Annotated in this window: 16 protein-coding genes; 12 read left to right on the top strand and 4 right to left on the bottom strand. The window is 65.4% G+C overall.

Translation table 11 applies throughout. The features are described 5' to 3' along the window. Positions 1-99: 99 nt before the first annotated feature. Positions 100-741 carry an outer membrane lipoprotein periplasmic chaperone LolA gene (lolA, locus tag ABB25_RS07170; protein WP_057665411.1) on the bottom strand — a complete coding sequence of 214 codons (642 nt, stop codon included), beginning with the start codon at positions 739-741 and terminating at the stop codon, positions 100-102. Positions 742-813: 72 nt separating this feature from the next. Next, the gene (locus ABB25_RS07165) at positions 814-3,105 is read right to left on the bottom strand and encodes a DNA translocase FtsK (RefSeq protein WP_244477775.1); all 2,292 of its coding nucleotides are present in this window, start codon (positions 3,103-3,105) and stop codon (positions 814-816) included. Between the two features lie 271 nt (positions 3,106-3,376). On the opposite strand from ABB25_RS07165, the gene trxB reads away from it, so the two are divergent. From trxB to infA, 3 genes are all read left to right on the top strand, one after another. Continuing rightward, positions 3,377-4,336, top strand: a complete 960-nt coding sequence (trxB, locus tag ABB25_RS07160; RefSeq protein ID WP_057665408.1) for a thioredoxin-disulfide reductase — start codon at positions 3,377-3,379, stop codon at positions 4,334-4,336. A gap of 48 nt (positions 4,337-4,384) precedes the next feature. Beyond that, positions 4,385-5,122: a leucyl/phenylalanyl-tRNA--protein transferase gene (gene aat, locus ABB25_RS07155; RefSeq protein ID WP_057665407.1), complete on the top strand. Its 738-nt coding sequence runs from the start codon at positions 4,385-4,387 to the stop codon at positions 5,120-5,122. Positions 5,123-5,216: 94 nt separating this feature from the next. Beyond that, positions 5,217-5,435: a translation initiation factor IF-1 gene (gene infA, locus ABB25_RS07150; protein WP_005409596.1), complete on the top strand. Its 219-nt coding sequence runs from the start codon at positions 5,217-5,219 to the stop codon at positions 5,433-5,435. 111 nt (positions 5,436-5,546) lie between these two features. Here the strand turns inward: infA and clpA are convergent, their stop codons facing one another. Beyond that, on the bottom strand, positions 5,547-7,832 hold the full coding sequence (clpA, locus tag ABB25_RS07145; RefSeq protein ID WP_057665406.1) for an ATP-dependent Clp protease ATP-binding subunit ClpA: 2,286 nt from the start codon (positions 7,830-7,832) through the stop codon (positions 5,547-5,549). Between the two features lie 96 nt (positions 7,833-7,928). Then, on the bottom strand, positions 7,929-8,243 hold the full coding sequence (clpS, locus tag ABB25_RS07140) for an ATP-dependent Clp protease adapter ClpS (RefSeq protein WP_057665405.1): 315 nt from the start codon (positions 8,241-8,243) through the stop codon (positions 7,929-7,931). A gap of 94 nt (positions 8,244-8,337) precedes the next feature. Here clpS and ABB25_RS07135 point away from each other — a divergent pair, with 94 nt between their 5' ends. The 9 genes from ABB25_RS07135 to ABB25_RS07095 all read left to right on the top strand — a co-directional run bounded on the left by ABB25_RS07135 (position 8,338) and on the right by ABB25_RS07095 (position 16,689). Next, on the top strand, positions 8,338-8,808 hold the full coding sequence (locus ABB25_RS07135) for a hypothetical protein (protein WP_057665404.1): 471 nt from the start codon (positions 8,338-8,340) through the stop codon (positions 8,806-8,808). Position 8,809: 1 nt separating this feature from the next. Then, positions 8,810-9,262, top strand: a complete 453-nt coding sequence (locus ABB25_RS07130) for an NUDIX hydrolase (RefSeq protein ID WP_057665402.1) — start codon at positions 8,810-8,812, stop codon at positions 9,260-9,262. Then, the gene (mnmA, locus tag ABB25_RS07125; protein ID WP_057665401.1) at positions 9,262-10,389 is read left to right on the top strand and encodes a tRNA 2-thiouridine(34) synthase MnmA; all 1,128 of its coding nucleotides are present in this window, start codon (positions 9,262-9,264) and stop codon (positions 10,387-10,389) included. The genes ABB25_RS07130 and mnmA overlap by 1 nt, the downstream gene beginning before the upstream one ends. Before the next feature lie 3 nt (positions 10,390-10,392). Continuing rightward, the gene (hflD, locus tag ABB25_RS07120; RefSeq protein WP_057665400.1) at positions 10,393-11,007 is read left to right on the top strand and encodes a high frequency lysogenization protein HflD; all 615 of its coding nucleotides are present in this window, start codon (positions 10,393-10,395) and stop codon (positions 11,005-11,007) included. Beyond that, a complete protein-coding gene (locus tag ABB25_RS07115) occupies positions 11,004-12,092 on the top strand; it encodes a methyl-accepting chemotaxis protein (RefSeq protein ID WP_425477317.1) in 1,089 nt (362 codons plus the stop codon). The genes hflD and ABB25_RS07115 overlap by 4 nt, the downstream gene beginning before the upstream one ends. 275 nt (positions 12,093-12,367) lie before the next feature. Continuing rightward, a complete protein-coding gene (locus ABB25_RS07110) occupies positions 12,368-13,228 on the top strand; it encodes a CheR family methyltransferase (RefSeq protein ID WP_057665399.1) in 861 nt (286 codons plus the stop codon). Next, on the top strand, positions 13,225-13,824 hold the full coding sequence (gene cheD, locus ABB25_RS07105) for a chemoreceptor glutamine deamidase CheD (RefSeq protein ID WP_057665398.1): 600 nt from the start codon (positions 13,225-13,227) through the stop codon (positions 13,822-13,824). Before ABB25_RS07110 ends, cheD begins: the two co-directional genes overlap by 4 nt. Then, on the top strand, positions 13,821-14,912 hold the full coding sequence (locus ABB25_RS07100) for a protein-glutamate methylesterase/protein-glutamine glutaminase (RefSeq protein WP_057665394.1): 1,092 nt from the start codon (positions 13,821-13,823) through the stop codon (positions 14,910-14,912). The genes cheD and ABB25_RS07100 overlap by 4 nt, the downstream gene beginning before the upstream one ends. A gap of 97 nt (positions 14,913-15,009) precedes the next feature. Further along, positions 15,010-16,689 (top strand): AMP-binding protein, encoded by a 1,680-nt coding sequence (locus ABB25_RS07095; protein ID WP_057665389.1) that lies wholly within the window; start codon positions 15,010-15,012, stop codon positions 16,687-16,689. The last annotated feature ends 76 nt before the right edge of the window (positions 16,690-16,765 follow it).

Below are 16,765 nucleotides of genomic sequence, written 5' to 3'. Positions count from 1 at the left end.
TTGGTCTTGAGGGAAGGAGGAATGCGAACGGGCCACCGGGCAAGTGTACCCGGTGGCCCGTCGCAGAGGCTGGCAATGCCGTGGTTTACGCGTGCCTGATCAGGGCTCGCCAACCACATCAACCCCGGCCGGCGGCGTGAACTTGAACGTGGAAGCGGCAAAACGGGGGTTGCGCTGCCAACGGCTGAATTCAATCAGCGTGCGCTGGCCCAAGCTGTCGAGGATTTCCATCTTCGCCAGCCCCTGGGCATTGAAACCCAGCGAGGCGTAATCGAAGTTGGCCTCCTGGCCGGCCTTCGGGCTGAGCGCAAGCCAGTTCAGGCCGTCTCGCGGCGCTGCCTCCTCACTCAGGTCGTACTGACGCTCCAGCAGCGCCGGGTTGACCAACGCGGCCAATGGGCTGTTGCGCTCTTCCTCACCCTGCGCACGTACCGTGACCTGCTCCAGATCCGGCTCGTAAGCCCACACCCGACGACCATCGGCGATGATCAGCTGCGCATGCGGGCGGACATATTCCCAGCGCAGCTGGCGCGGAGCGGCGATGGCCACGCGGCCGGAAGAGCGCTCCTTGACACGCCCGCGGCTGTCGGTGACCTGCTGGCTGAACTGGCCATCCAGACCCTGCAGGTTGGCAGTAAAACGCTTCAGGTCATCGCGGCCACCGGCCTGGGCCGGCAGCGCGGCCAGCGTGGTGGCAGTCAACACAAAAGCAGCGGCAAGCGTACGGATCGTCAGCTGCATGGGAACACCTGTGATGTGGGATGGTTCAAGTGTGTGCGCAACAAGCTGAATGCGTGGCGACACAACCGACAATCAATGCGAGGGCGGCGGCGGCGCAATCACCTTGCGGTCACCATTGTGCTCGGGCGGGCTGACGATGCCGGCCGCCTCCATCGCCTCGATCAGGCGCGCGGCACGGTTGTAACCAATCTTCAGGCGGCGCTGCACGCCGGAAATCGAGGCACGCCGGGTCTCGGTGACGATCCGCACCGCATCGTCATACAGCGGATCGGACTCATCACCACCGCCGCCACTTTCCGGCAGGCCGGTGGCGCCGACGATGGTGCCGTCGCCCATCGTCTGCACCTCGTCCAGCACCCCTTCCACATAGACCACCGGGCCGGAGGCCTTCAGGTCCTCGACCACCCGATGCACTTCCTCGTCACTGACAAAGGCGCCATGCACACGCTCGGGCAAGGCGGTACCCGGTGGCAGATACAGCATGTCGCCGTTGCCCAGCAGGGCCTCGGCGCCGCTCTGGTCCAGAATGGTGCGCGAGTCGATCTTGGAGGAAACCTGGAAGCCGATCCGGGTCGGGATGTTGGCCTTGATCAGGCCGGTGATCACATCCACCGACGGACGCTGGGTGGCCAGGATCAGGTGCATGCCGGCCGCACGCGCCTTCTGCGCCAGCCGGGCGATCAGCTCTTCGACCTTCTTGCCGACGATCATCATCATGTCGGCAAATTCGTCGATGAAGATCACGATGTAGGGCATCGGCTCCAGCTCGCGCGGCATCTCGCCGGCGTCCGGATTGGGCTTGAACAGCGGGTCCATCAACGGCTGGCCAGCCTCGGCAGCCTCGCGCACCTTCTTGTTGAAGCCGGCCAGGTTGCGCACGCCGACCGCGCTCATCAGCTTGTAGCGGCGCTCCATCTCGGCCACGCACCAGCGCAGGCCATTGGCGGCCTCCTTCATGTCGGTGACCACCGGCGCCAGCAGGTGCGGGATGCCCTCGTAGACGCTGAGCTCGAGCATCTTCGGGTCGATCATCAGCATGCGCAGCTCTTTCGGGCTGGCCTTGAACAACAGGCTCAGCACCATGGCATTCACAGCGACCGATTTACCCGAACCGGTCGTACCGGCCACCAGCAGGTGCGGCATGCGTGCCAGGTCGGCTACCGTCGGGCGGCCGCCGATATCCTTGCCCAGCGCCAGGGTCAGCACGCTGGCCGACTTGTCGTATTCCTTGGAGCGCAGCAGCTCGGACAGGAAGATCATCTCGCGGGTGACGTTGGGAATTTCCAGTCCGACCACCGACTTGCCCGGAATCACATCCACCACGCGCACCGACTTGACCGACAGGCCACGGGCGATGTCCTTGTCCAGCGAGGAGATCTGGCTGACCTTCACCCCCGGTGCGGGTTCGATCTCGAAGCGGGTGATCACCGGGCCCGGATAGGCGCCGACCACCTGGGCCTCGATGCGGAAATCCTTGAGCTTGAATTCAATCTGCCGCGACAGCGTTTCCAGCGTCTGCGCGTCATAGCCGGCCGGCTGCGGCTTGGGGTCATCCAGCAGCGACAGCGAGGGCAGATCACCGGTGGCCGCGGTGCGCACCCCGGTGAACATCGGAATCTGGGTCTCGCGCTTGGCGCGCTCGCTTTTTTCCACCGGTGCTGCCGGCGGCGGTTCGATCCGTACCGGCTCGCGCTTGGCACGCACCTCGGCATCGACCTTGCGCACCACCTCGCGCTCCTCGCGTGCGGCGCGGGCCTGCTGGATCTGGACCGCCTGCTTCTGGCCACGCGCAAGCAACGGCCCCAGCGCCATCACCCACTTGCCGATGCGCTCCATCACCGCCAGCCAGCTCAGCCCGGTGGCCAGGGTGATCGAGGCCAGCAGCAGCATGATCACGAACAGGTTGCTGCCCAACGGGCCAAACGCGGCGGCCAGCGAGTTGCTGACCAGCCGGCCAAGAATGCCGCCGGCCTGGGCGACGTCGCCACTGAACAGACGCAGGTGCAGGAAGCCGGCGCCAGCGACGATGAAACCCACCAGGCCGATCAGGCGCAGGGCCGGTTCCAGCTCACCTTCGGCCCGCGGCTGGTTGCGCCGCCCACCGAACAGCGCATACCACGCCACCGCGCCCAGGATCACCGGCAGCAGGAAGGCCAGATAGCCGAGCAATTGCATCAGCACATCGGCCGTCCACGCACCGAAGCGGCCACCGACATTGTGCACCGGCCCGACCAGCGAGCCGGTACGCGACCAGCCCGGATCCTCCGGGGAATAGGTCAGCAGGCTGGCGACCAGGTACAGCAGGGCCGGGGCAATGGCGATCAGGCTCAGGTCACGCCAGAAACGCTGCAGGCCAGCGGCCAACGCCGGGCCGCCGGACCTGGCTGCCGCGCCCGCCTTGCTGGTCGTCTTGCCGTTGTCGCTGATCCGTTTGGCCACTGCGCCTGATCCTTCAAAAATGTCACGTTACCTGTTGATGGTAAACGATGCGGCAGCTGCACGTTGAGCCCTGAAGTGGCCAGGACACGATGCCGGATCGGGCTGTTGCACGGCCGACCTTGATCAGGCGGCGGACTCACGCCACGCTATGGGCTTCTGCGCGCTGTTGCGCCCGACGATGATTCTGCGAGCCCCTATGAGCACCCCCAAGCATATTCGCCTGTTGATCCTTGGTTCCGGCCCGGCCGGCTGGACCGCTGCGGTCTACGCCGCGCGCGCCAACCTCAAGCCGGTGGTGATCACCGGCCTGCAGCAGGGTGGGCAGCTGATGACCACCACCGAGGTCGACAACTGGCCCGGTGATGCGCATGGACTGATGGGCCCGGACCTGATGGCACGCATGCAGGCCCATGCCGAACGCTTCGATACCGAGGTCATCTTCGACCACATCCACAGCGCCGATCTGTCCAAGCGCCCGTTCACCCTGACCGGCGACAACGGCACCTATACCTGTGATGCATTGATCCTGGCCACCGGCGCCACCGCCAAGTACCTGGGCATCCCGTCCGAAGAAGCCTTCAAGGGCCGCGGCGTGTCGGCCTGCGCCACCTGCGACGGTTTCTTCTACCGCGACCAGGACGTGGTCGTGGTCGGTGGCGGCAACACCGCCGTCGAAGAAGCCCTGTATCTGTCCAACATTGCCCGCAAGGTCTACCTGGTCCACCGTCGCGACACCCTGCGCGCGGAAAAGATCATGCAGGACAAGCTGTTTGCCAAGGTTGCTGCCGGCAAGATCGAAACCGTGTGGCACCACCAGGTCGATGAGGTGCTCGGCAACGAGATGGGCGTGACCGGAGTGCGGGTCAAATCCACCCTCGATGGCAGCACCCGCGAGATCGCCGCCCACGGCTTCTTCGTGGCCATCGGCCACCAGCCCAATACCGAGCTGTTCAAGGGCCAGCTGGAGATGGACAACGGCTACCTGAAGATCGCCTCCGGGATCAACGGCAATGCCACCGCCACCTCGGTGGAAGGGGTTTTTGCTGCAGGCGATGTCACCGACCAGCACTACCGCCAGGCCATCACCTCGGCCGGTTTTGGCTGCATGGCCGCACTGGATGCCGAGCGCTGGCTCGAGGCCCAGGCCAACCAGTAAGACCGGCAACCGGGAGTGCGGCAGCGTACTCCCGGACCGTTCCTGCCCATGACGATCCGGATTCCCTGGCAGCTGGGTGATGACCCGCACGCGCCCTTCCCGCCGGCGGACACCGCGCTGGAGGAGCCCGATGGCCTGCTCGCCATTGGTGGCGACCTGAGCAGCCAGCGCCTGCTGCGTGCCTATGCGGCCGGAGTGTTCCCGTGGTCATCGCCGGGCGAGCCGTTGCTGTGGTGGTCACCGGACCCGCGCACCGTGTTCGATACCGCCCGCTTCCGGCTCTCGCGCGGCAACCGCCGCCAGCTGCGGCCCACCGGCTGGCAGCTGCGGGTGGATACCGCCTTTGATGAGGTTATCCAGCAGTGCGCCCACATCCGGCGTCCCGGCCAGCATGGCACCTGGATCAGCGAGGAGATGATTGCCGCCTATTGCCAGCTGCACCGCCTCGGCCACGCGCACAGCTTCGAGGTGTATGCGCAGGACACCTTGATCGGCGGCCTGTACGGGGTGGCCATCGGCCATATGTTCTTTGCCGAGAGCATGTTCAGCGGCCGTCCCGGCGCCTCCAAACTGGCCCTGGCTGGCGCCTGTCACTGGCTGGCGCAATGGCAGATGCCGCTGATGGACGCCCAGGTGTACAACCCGCACCTGGCCCTGCTGGGCGCCCGCCCCCTGCCACGCCGCGAGTTCCTGACCCGGATCGACCGGCTTTGCCGGCAGTCACGTACACCGGGAAACTGGTCTGCCCAGGCCGGCACCGTGGCTGCCACGACCCTGTTGGCCTGAACGAAAATTACACAGGCTTTGCACCTTGGGGCATGAGCGGGTAAAATCCCCGTCTTACCCGGCCCGTTGGCCGCACAGAACTGCACAGGATTACATGTCGAAAGACGACTCCATCGAGTTCGAAGGTACCGTCAGCGAGACCCTGCCGAACACCACCTTCCGCGTCCGCCTGGAAAATGGTCACGAGATCATTGCCCACATTTCCGGCCGCATGCGCAAGAACTACATCCGCATCCTTACCGGTGACCGGGTCAAGGTTGAAATGACCCCGTATGACCTGACCAAGGGTCGTATCACCTACCGCATGAAGTAAGCGGTACCGCCCGGTAAGCCCGGGAAAGAAAAAGCCAGCATCTGCTGGCTTTTTTCGTTGCCCCGGCGGTATGCGCTGCGCCAGCCACCGGGCCGGCGCAGCGCGGGCAGATCAGGCCTCGGCCGGTTGCACGGCCGGCGCCGAAGCCTCGGAAAGCACGTCAACCACCAGCTGGCCATCGCGCACATCCACCTGCACCCGGCCACCCTCGACCAGCGCACCGAACAGCAGCTCATCGGCCAGACGCCGCTTGATCCGGTCCTGGATCACCCGGGTCATCGGCCGCGCACCCATCTCCGGGTCGAAGCCATGCTCGGCCAGCCAGGTCCGTGCCTGCGCGGTGACCGCCAGCGTCACATGCTTGTCGATCAGCAGCGCCTCCAGCTCGATCAGGAACTTGTCGACCACGCGCAGTACATGCTCCTCGCCCAGCCCCTGGAACTGGACGATCGCATCCAGGCGGTTGCGGAACTCCGGGCTGAAGCTCTTGCGGATGATCTCCATCGCATCGGTGGCATGGTTCTGCCGGGTAAAGCCGATCGAACGCCGCGCCGCCTGGCTGGCACCGGCATTGGTGGTCATCACCAGCACCACGTTGCGGAAGTTGGCCTCGCGGCCATTGGTATCGGTAAGCACGCCGCGGTCCATCACCTGCAGCAGCAGGTTGAAAATATCCGGGTGGGCCTTTTCGATCTCGTCCAGCAGCAGCACGCAGTGCGGGGTCTTGACGATCTTCTCGGTCAGCAGGCCGCCCTGGTCGAAACCTACATAGCCCGGGGGCGCACCGATCAGCCGGCTGACCGAATGCGGCTCCATGTATTCACTCATGTCAAAACGCACCAGCTCGATCCCCAGCTGCATCGCCAGCTGCCGGGTGACCTCGGTCTTGCCCACCCCGGTGGGACCGGCAAACAGGAAGCTGCCGATCGGCTTGTCGGCACTGCCCAGGCCCGAACGCGCCATCTTGATCGCCGAGCTCAGGGTTTCAATGGCCGGATCCTGGCCGAAGATCACCATCTTCAGATTGCGCTCCAGATGGCGCAGGGTGTCCTTGTCACTGACCGTTACCTGCTTGGCCGGAATCCGCGCGATCCTGGCGACGATGGCCTCGATCTCGGCCACGTCGATCTGGGTCTTGCGTTGCGCCTGCGGCAACAGGCGCTGGCGGGCTCCAGCCTCGTCGATCACATCGATCGCCTTGTCCGGCAACAGACGGTCGGCGATGTGCTTGACCGACAGGTCCACTGCCGCCTTGATCGCCTCGTCGTCATAGGTCACGCCATGGTGCTGCTCGTACTTGGGCTTGAGGCCCAGCAGGATCTGCACCGCCTCGCCGACGCTGGGCTCGACAATATCGATCTTCTGGAAGCGCCGGGCCAGCGCACGGTCCTTTTCGAAAATGCCCCGGTATTCCTGGAACGTGGTCGAGCCGATGCAGCGCAGCTCGCCAGAGGACAGCGCCGGCTTGATCAGGTTGGAGGCATCCATGGTGCCGCCGGAGGCCGAGCCGGCCCCGATGATGGTGTGGATCTCGTCGATGAACAAAATCGCCTGCGGGTGCTTGCGCATCGCTGCCAGCACACTCTTCAGGCGCTTTTCAAAATCACCGCGGTACTTGGTGCCGGCCACCAGGGCGCCCAGATCCAGCGAGTAGATCACCGCATCGGCAAGCACTTCAGGCACCTCGCCATCGACAATCCGCTTGGCCAGGCCTTCGGCGATGGCGGTCTTGCCGACGCCGGCTTCGCCGACATACAGCGGATTGTTCTTGCGCCGACGGCACAGCACCTGGATGGTGCGCTCCACTTCCTCCACCCGGCCGACCAGCGGATCGATGCGGCCGGCGCGGGCCAGTTCATTGAGGTTGTCGGTGAACTCGGCCAGCACGTCGTTGCGCACCTCGCCTTCGACCTCGGCGCGCCCCTCGGCATCGCCGGCAGGCGGCACTTCGCCCTCCTCGGCACCACTGCGGGCCACGCCATGGGAGAGGTAATTGACCACATCCAGGCGATGGATGTCCTGCTGGGACAGGAAATACACCGCATGGGAATCCTTCTCGCCGAAGATCGCCACCAGCACATTGGCGCCGGTGACCTCTTTACGGCCGGAGGACTGCACGTGGTACACCGCCCGCTGCAGCACCCGCTGGAAGCCCAGGGTCGGCTGGGTGTCGCGGCCATCCTCCTCGGCCATGCTCTGCACCGAGGACTGGATTGCGCCCTCCAGATCGGCCGCCAGCCGCGGCGCATCGACGCCACAGGCCCTGAGCACCGCCTGCGCGGAAGGGTTGTCGATCAGGGCAAGCAACAGATGTTCCACGGTCATGAACTCATGACGCGCTTCGCGTGCCCGCTTGTAGCACTGGCCTATGGTCTGTTCGAGGTCTTTACTGAACATGAGCTGCTCCGGTGGCTGTGTCGACACTATGGGGGCGCCAGGCGCGCTTATCACCACCCTATCCAATCGGCCTGTACAAGTGGCGTTAGGGAAGGCTTACAGGGCTTGCATCGTGCACAGCAGTGGGTGCTGGTTCATCCTCGAAAAATCATTGACCTGGGCGACCTTGGTCTCGGCCACCTCCCGGCTGTAGGTCCCGCACACCCCTTTGCCACGGGTATGCACGTGCAGCATGACCTGGGTGGCCTGCTCGATATCCATGGCAAAAAAGTGCTGCAGCACCTCGATGACGAAATCCATCGGGGTGTAGTCATCGTTGAGCAGTAGTACCTGCCAACGCCCTGGCGGTTTGATCTGGGCCCGCCCCGGGGCCACGGCCAGATCATGCTCATGTTCAAATTGCTGCGTCATCGGCCGATTATAGCCGGCCGCGACTGCCGGCAATGGACGCCCCCGCCGTGGCACTGCAAAATGTCCGCTGCGAACAACTTCAGGGGCAAACACGATGAAAATGCTCAGTTGGCTCGGTGTTGCGCTGATGCTCGGCGCCGCGGCCGCCCAGGCAGCGGAGGCTGACCGCAGTATCGGCCGCCAGCTCGACAGCCTGGGCTACAACCATGAAATCGACGCCGATGGCGACTACCAGATGGTGTTTGACATGGACGACGGCCGCAGCCAGCTGGTCTATGTGCGCTCGGCGATCGAGAACTACGGCAGCCTGAGCGTGCGCGAGATCTGGTCACCGGGGTTCCGGATCAAGGGCGGCGATTTTCCGGCGGCCGTTGCCAACCGCCTGCTGGTGGATTCCAACACGGCCAAGATCGGCAGCTGGGTACGCCAGGGCGACATCGCCATGTACGTGGTCAAGATCGATTCCAACGCCAGTGCCGACCAGCTCTCCGATGCCATTGATGCCGCGATCAAGACTGCCGACAAGCTCGAGCAGGAGCTGACCCTGGGCGCCGACGAGTTCTGACATGCCCCTTGTCGATGGCCGCTGGGCACCCCATGTCACCGTGGCCACCATCGTCAGTGATGGTCGCCGCGTCTTGCTGGTCAGCGAAAGCATTGATGGCCGCAGCGTACTGAACCAGCCGGCCGGGCATCTGGAAAGCGGTGAGTCACTGGCGCAGGCAGCCGTGCGCGAGACCCTGGAAGAAACCGGCTGGGAGGTCGAGCTGACCGCCCTGGTCGGCCTCTACCAATGGCAGGCCCCCAACGGCAGTGAATTCCTGCGGGTGGCCTTTGCCGCCAGGCCGCTGCGCCACCATCCGCAGCGGCCGCTGGATGGCGCCATCGAGCACGCGCTGTGGCTGGATCCGGCTGAACTGGCCGGCCACCCGGCCCTGCGCAGCCCGCTGGTGGCACGCTGCGTGGCCGACTGGCAGGCCGGCCGGCACTACCCCTTATCTGTATTGGAAGTTGTGTGATGACCACACCCCGCATTGTCGTCGGCGTTTCTGGCGGCGTGGACTCCTCGGTGGCTGCCTTGCGCCTGGTGCAGGCCGGCGAACCGGTGGCTGGCCTGTTCATGCAGAACTGGGCCGACGACGGCAGCGGCCAGTGCCGTGCCGAAGAGGATCGCCGCGATGCGGTGGCTGTCTGCGGCAGGCTCGGCATTCCCTTCCACTTCCGTGATTTTTCCCAGCAGTACTGGGCCGGGGTGTTCGAACACTTCCTGGCCGAGTACGCGGCCGGACGCACCCCCAACCCGGATGTGCTGTGCAACCGCGAGGTCAAGTTCAAGCATTTCCTGGACGCGGCGCAGGCGCTGGGCGCCGAGCGCATCGCCACTGGCCACTATGCGCGGATCGACCAGCACCTGGGCCACTGGCGCCTGCTGCGTGGTGCCGACCGCGGCAAGGACCAGAGTTACTTCCTGCACCAGCTCGGCCAGGAGCAACTGTCCCGTACCCTGTTTCCGATCGGCGACCTGGAAAAACCCGCGCTGCGGGCACTGGCCGCCGAGGCCGGCCTGGCGACCGCCGGAAAAAAGGATTCCACCGGCATCTGCTTCATCGGCGAACGCGACTTCCGCCAGTTCCTGTCGCAGTACCTGCCCGCGCGGCAGGGCGACATCTGCGATCCTGACGGGGTGATCATTGCCCAGCACCCGGGCGTGTTCTACTACACCATCGGCCAGCGCGAGGGGCTCAACATCGGCGGCGTCCGCGGCCGCGCACAGGCCCCCTGGTTTGTCGTCGGCAAGGATGTGGCCAACAACATCCTGTATGTCGACCAGGACAGCAACAGCCCGTGGATGCTGTCGCGCCGGCTGCGCAGCGAGACCATGCACTGGATCGGCGGCAGTGCGCCGGCGCGGGTGTTCCGCTGCAGCGCACAGACCCGTTACCGCCAGCCCGATGAGGACTGCGAGGTCACCGTACTGAGCGACGGCACCCTGCTGGTACGTTTTGACCGGCCACAACGCGCCGTCACCCCGGGGCAGTCACTTGTCCTGTACGACGGTGCGGTCTGCCTGGGTGGCGCGGTGATCGCGGCCACCGATGCCCCGATGGAACGGCGCCTGGCCGGCACTTCCCTAGACGAGATCTGACCCATGAGTTCGACCATCGACGACCGTATTCTTGCCCTGGCCGGAATGGCACAGGCACTGCAGCAGGTCCGCCGCATTGCCGATACCGGCCAATCCGACAGCCGCATTGTCGCCACCGCGATCAACAGCGTGCTGCAGATCGATGCGCCCAGCGTTGCCGCCGTGTATGGCGGCCGCCAGGCACTGGGACCTGGCCTGCGCCTGCTGCACAACCAGTTCAGCGGCCAGAACCAGGACAAGGCACTGGGAAAGCTGGCCCTGGCGGTACTGCAGGTGGAACGCCGCTTTTCGGCCACTCCGGCCTGCATCCAGGCCGTTGCCGCCGGGATTGCCCCGGTTGCCAGCCAGGTCCAGCGGCTGGGTGATGCCGCCCATCCGGACGTCCTGGCCGCGGTGGGCGCCCTGTATGCCGATACCATCAGCCAGCTGCGGCCGCGGGTGATGGTCCAGGGCAATCCGCACTATCTGGCCCAGCCCGGCGTGGTGGCCGAAATCCGCGCCCTGCTGCTGGCAGCGGTACGTTCGGCGATGCTGTGGCGCCAGCTCGGCGGCAATTACTGGGACTTCCTGTTCTTCCGCGCACGGCTGCTGGCGGCGGTGGAACGTGGGCTGCAATAACTGCAGCCGGCAAAACCCATCGGCGGGCTAAAGCCGCAGGCCCAGGGGCCGATATGGGGGTAGTGACTCTCCCGAGAACGGACATGACCCCTCGTCCCCTGATTCTGCTTGCCGCCCCGATAGCCTTTTCCCTGCTGCTGGTCCTGAGTCTGGCACTGGCCCTACCCGCTCCGCTGCAGTGGGCACTGTTGCTTACCCAGATTGCCAGCTGGGGAGCATTTGCCTGGTGGCAGCTGCATCAGCGCAGCAGCCACAGCCCCAACAAGGAAAACAGCCGCCTGCTGCGCGAACAGGAACAGCTGCTGGGCGAACTGCGCGGCTTCATCGGCAGTGAAGTGGAAGGCAGCCGCGCCGAGGTGGAACGTGCGCGTGAGCTGATCCGCCAGGCAGTGGCCAGCCTGGGCAGCAGCTTTGATGCGATGAACCGCAAGTCACGCCAGCAGAGCCAGGCCGTTTCGCGCATCGTCGACCGCGCCGGTGAAGACGGCAGCAATGGCGTGGATGTGGCGCGCTTTGCCCAGCATGCCAGCCAGCGCATGGAGCAGCTGGTGGAGGCACTGGAACAGGTCAGCGGCCAGAGCAATGTCACGGTGGCCCACATCGACCAGATGGCACAGCACCTGGACGGCATTTTCGCCCTGCTCGAAGACGTGAAGTCGATCGCCGACCAGACCAACCTGCTGGCCTTGAACGCGGCCATCGAAGCGGCACGCGCGGGCGAGGCCGGGCGCGGTTTTGCGGTGGTTGCCGACGAGGTACGCAACCTGTCCGAGCGCTCGACCACCTTCAACGAGCAGATCCGCAAGCTGGCCCACAGCTCCAAAGATGCCATTTCCAAGGTTCGCGAGACGGTGACCCAGATGGCCTCGCGCGACATGGACCGCTCACGCGAAGCTCGCCAGGAAGCGGCCGCGATGCTCGACAGCGTTGCCGCGATCAACATGGACCAGACCACCCAGCAGAATGCCGCGCTGGTGGAGGAAGCCGCTGCCGCGGCGCATGCGATGGAAGAACAGGCCAGGCAGCTCAACGTGGCGGTGGCCGCCTTCCGCACCGGCAGCGACCTGCAAGGCAGCCGGGGCTGACGCCGCGCATCGGTGCGGGCCTGTGCCAGCCCGGTGGCCGGCACCGCTGCAGCGCTCGAATGTCTGCGTCCAGGCATGCGGGCTGCGCCCACACTGTCGGCAACGCCCTGGCCAGACGCATGCCAGGGCGTTTGCGTTGCCAGCGGCAGCCATGGCCGGAAGCGGCGACCGCAGCAATGAACACGCCGCCAGCCAGGCACAACCGCTGCGCGGGCAGCTATCAATAAGCGGGGCCTGCGGCCGATAACCCGGGTGTCCTCCTTGATCGAGCCGACATGTCTACCGCTGCTTCTGCGTTGCCTGAAAACCGCGAATTCGAGTTTGCCGAACGGGATTTCCGTCGCGTCTGCGAGTTGATTTACCAGCGTGCCGGGATTGCCCTGGCACCAGCCAAGCGCGACATGGTCTACGGGCGGCTGTCGCGCCGCCTGCGCAGCCTGGGCATGGGCAGCTTCCAGCAGTACCTGGACCATCTGCAAAGCCCGCAGGGCAGCAACGAGTGGGAAGCCTTCACCAATGCGCTGACCACCAACCTGACCGCGTTCTTCCGTGAACCACACCATTTCCAACGGCTGGGCGAAGAGCTGGCGGCCCATCCGCATGATGGCGGCGTGATCAAGCTCTGGTCCTGCGCGGCCTCCACCGGCGAGGAGCCCTACTCGATGGCCATCACCGCCTGCGAGGCCTTCGACAGCCTGAGCCCGCCGGTACGCATCATCGCCACCGACATCGATACCCAGGTGCTGGCCACCGCTGCGCGCGGGGTGTACTCGATCGACCGGATTGCCGGCCTGGACGAGGCGATCAAGCGGCGTTACTTCCAGCGCGGTACCGGCCCGAATGCGGGCAAGTGCCGGGTGCTGCCGGCATTGCAGAAGCTGGTCCAGTTCCAGCAGCTGAACCTGCTCGATGCCCGTTATGACGTCGGCGGGCCGTTTACCGCGCTGTTCTGCCGCAATGTGATGATCTATTTCGACAAGCCGACCCAGCGCGACATCCTGGCGCGGCTGGTCACACACATGGCCGATGACGGCCTGCTCTACACCGGCCATTCGGAAAACTACCTGCACGCGGCCGACCTGATCACCCCGTGCGGGCGCACCCTGTACCAGCGTGCACGCAAGGCCGGCGCATGAGCACCGCCGCCCACGCCAGCGACGAGGTCATGCGTTACCACGATGCACGCTTTGGCACGCTGACCGCCAAGCTGCTGCCCACCCAGTACCTGGTGGTGGATGACCAGACCGCCCTGACCACGACGCTGGGCAGCTGCGTGGCGGCCTGCATCCGCGACCCACTGTTGGGCATCGGCGGCATGAATCATTTCCTGCTGCCCGATGGCAACAGCGGTGATGGCGCCCCGGCCCGCTATGGCAGTTATGCGATGGAACTGCTGATCAACGACCTGCTCAAGCGCGGCGCCAACCGCAAGCGGCTGGAAGCGAAGGTGTTTGGCGGCGCCAACGTGCTCAAGGGATTCACCTCCAACCCGGTAGGTACGCGCAATGCCGAATTCGTGCGCCAGTACCTGACCAACGAGCACATCCCGATCCTGGCCGAGGACCTGTGTGGCATCCACCCGCGCCGGGTGTGGTACTTCCCGACCACCGGCAAGGTCATGGTCCAGCGCCTGCCGCATGCGCACGAAGCCGAGGTGGCCGCGGCCGAATCGGCAGTGCGTGCGCGCCTGTCCAGGGCCCCGGTCACCGGTGGCGTGGAGCTGTTCGAATGAGCCTGCCGTCGCGCTGCAGGGTGCTGATCGTGGACGACTCGGCGGTGGTGCGCCAGCTGCTCGGCGAGATCCTGGCTGGCGATGCGGAAATCGAGGTGGTCGGCACCGCCTCCGACCCGTATGTGGCCCGCGAGAAAATCAAACTCCTGAAGCCGGACGTGCTCACCCTGGATGTGGAAATGCCGCGGATGGACGGGTTGATGTTCCTGCACAACCTGATGCGGCTGCACCCGATCCCGGTGGTGATGATCTCCTCGCTGACCCAGCGCGGCGCCGACACCACGTTGCAGGCACTGGCCCTGGGTGCGGTGGATTTTGTCAGCAAGCCGACCCTGGACGTGCAGCGCGGGCTGCGTGGCTTTGCCGAGGAAATCATCACCAAGGTCAAGATGGCCGCGCGCGCCCGGGTACGCGTGCCGGAGCGGCCGCTGTTGCCGGCGCCCGGCAGCACTGGCACCCAATCCGCGCCGGATACCACCGTACTGACCGCCGCACGCGCGCGCTTCCGTACCACCGACCGGCTGATCGCCATTGGTGCCTCGGCCGGTGGTACCGAGGCCCTGCGGGTGGTGCTGGAAGGCATGCCGGCCGATGCCCCGGCGGTGGTCATCACCCAGCACCTGCCTGCCAGTTTCAGTGCGGCCTTCGCCGAGCGCCTGGACCGGCACAGCGCGATGGCCGTGCGTGAGGCCAGCGATGGCGAGGCGATCCTGCCAGGCCATGCCTATATCCCCAAGGGTGGCCAGCATCTGCGGGTGATCGGCGATGGCGCCCGCTGGCGCTGCCGCATCGATGATGGCCCGGCAGTGAACCGCCACAAGCCGGCAGTGGACGTGCTGTTCCATTCGGTGGCACAGACCGTCGGTGCCAATGCCATCGGCGCGATCCTGACCGGGATGGGCGATGACGGCGCCCGTGGCCTGCTGGCCATGCGCCAGGCCGGCGCACGCACCCTGATCCAGGACGAGGCGACCGCGGTGGTCTGGGGCATGCCCGGTGCCGCACACAAGCTCGGGGCTGCCGAGGAAATCGTGCCGCTGGAGCGGATCGCCGAGCGCCTGCTCACGCTGGCGCGTGCCAACGCATAGCCTTGTGCGGCAGCGCCGCATGCACGGGTGCAAGACGATGTGATTCAATCGCTTGGGGAATTCAGCAAAAATTTATCTTTAGGAAGAGACATCACCCATGCATGAGCGTCCGTGGCTTGCTCACTATCCTGCCGGCGTCCCGCACCAGATCGAACTGGCACCGTACACCTCGATCATCTCGGTCCTGCAGGAAAGCGTAGACAACTATCGCAACCGTCCCGCGTTTTCGCACATGGGCCGTGAGCTGGATTACGCACAACTCGATACGCTCAGCCGTCAGTTTGCCGCCTACCTGCTGGGCGAGCTGAAACTGAAAAAGGGCGACCGCATCGCGATCATGATGCCCAACTGCCTGCAGTACCCGGTGGCGGTGTTCGGTGCGCTGCGTGCCGGCCTGACCGTGGTCAACACCAACCCGATGTACACCCCGCGCGAACTCCGGCACCAGCTGGTGGACTCCGGTGCGGTGGCGATGCTGGTGCTGGACAACTTCGGCCACACCGTGCAGCAGGTCATTGCCGACAGCCAGCTGCGGCATGTGATCACCACCGGTCTGGGCGACATGCTCGGCGGCGCCAAGGGCCTGCTGGTGAATTTCGTGCTCAAGCACGTCAAGAAGATGGTGCCCGACTACCACCTCGATGGCGCCGTCCGCTTCAACCAGGCGCTCAAGCGTGGCGCCGCGCATGCACTGCCGCAGGTGGACATCGGCCTGGATGACATCGCCTTCCTGCAGTACACCGGCGGCACCACCGGCGTGGCCAAGGGCGCGATGCTCAGCCACCGCAACATGGTGGCCAACATGCAGCAGGCCGCGGCCTGGGTCGGCACCAACGTCAAGCCCGGCCATGAGATCGTTATCACCGCGCTGCCGCTTTACCACATCTTCGCCCTGACCGCGAACTGCCTGGTCTTCATGAAGTTTGGTTCGCGCAACCACCTGATCACCAACCCGCGCGACCTGCCTGGCTTTGTCAAGGAGCTGGGCAAGGTGCCCTTCACTGCGATCACCGGGGTCAACACCCTGTTCAATGGCCTGCTCAACACCCCGGGCTTCGAGCAGCTGGATTTCTCCACCCTCAAGCTGACCCTGGGCGGTGGCATGGCGGTGCAGCGGGCAGTGGCCGAACGCTGGAAACAGGTCACCGGGGTCACCCTGGTGGAGGCCTATGGCCTGACCGAAACCAGCCCTGCCGCCTGCATCAACCCGATGGACCTTGAGCAGTTCAATGGCGCCATCGGCCTGCCGGTACCGTCCACCGAGGCGATGATCCGTGGCGAGGATGGCCAGGCGCTGGGCGTGGACGAGGTCGGCGAGCTGTGCATCCGCGGCCCGCAGGTGATGGTCGGTTACTGGAAGCGCCCGGAGGAAACCGCCAAGGCGATCGATGCCGATGGCTGGCTGGCCACCGGCGACATGGCGCGGATGGATGCCAACGGTTTTGTCTACATCGTTGACCGCAAGAAGGACATGATCCTGGTCTCCGGCTTCAACGTGTACCCCAACGAGATCGAGGACGTGCTGGCGGCAATGCCCGGCGTGCTGGAAGTGGCCGCCTACGGCGTGCCGGATGAGAAATCCGGCGAGGCGGTCAAGGTGGTCATCGTCAAGAAGGACCCGGCCCTGACCGAGGCCCAGGTCAAGGACTACGCCCGCAGCCAGCTCACCGGCTACAAACTGCCGCGGTATGTCGAATTCCGCAACGAGCTGCCCAAGACCAACGTCGGCAAGATCCTGCGCCGCGAACTGCGTGACCAGGACGTGGCCAACCGCTGAGACGGCCGCCACGCCCTGGGCCGAGAATGAAAACACCCGGTCTGTGCCGGGTGTTTTTTGGTTCATCGCAGATCAG

Source organism: Stenotrophomonas koreensis (assembly GCF_001431525.1).
Classification (GTDB): domain Bacteria; phylum Pseudomonadota; class Gammaproteobacteria; order Xanthomonadales; family Xanthomonadaceae; genus Stenotrophomonas; species Stenotrophomonas koreensis.
Note: the sequence above shows the minus strand (reverse complement) of the source record. Positions and strands in the feature narration are given on the sequence as shown.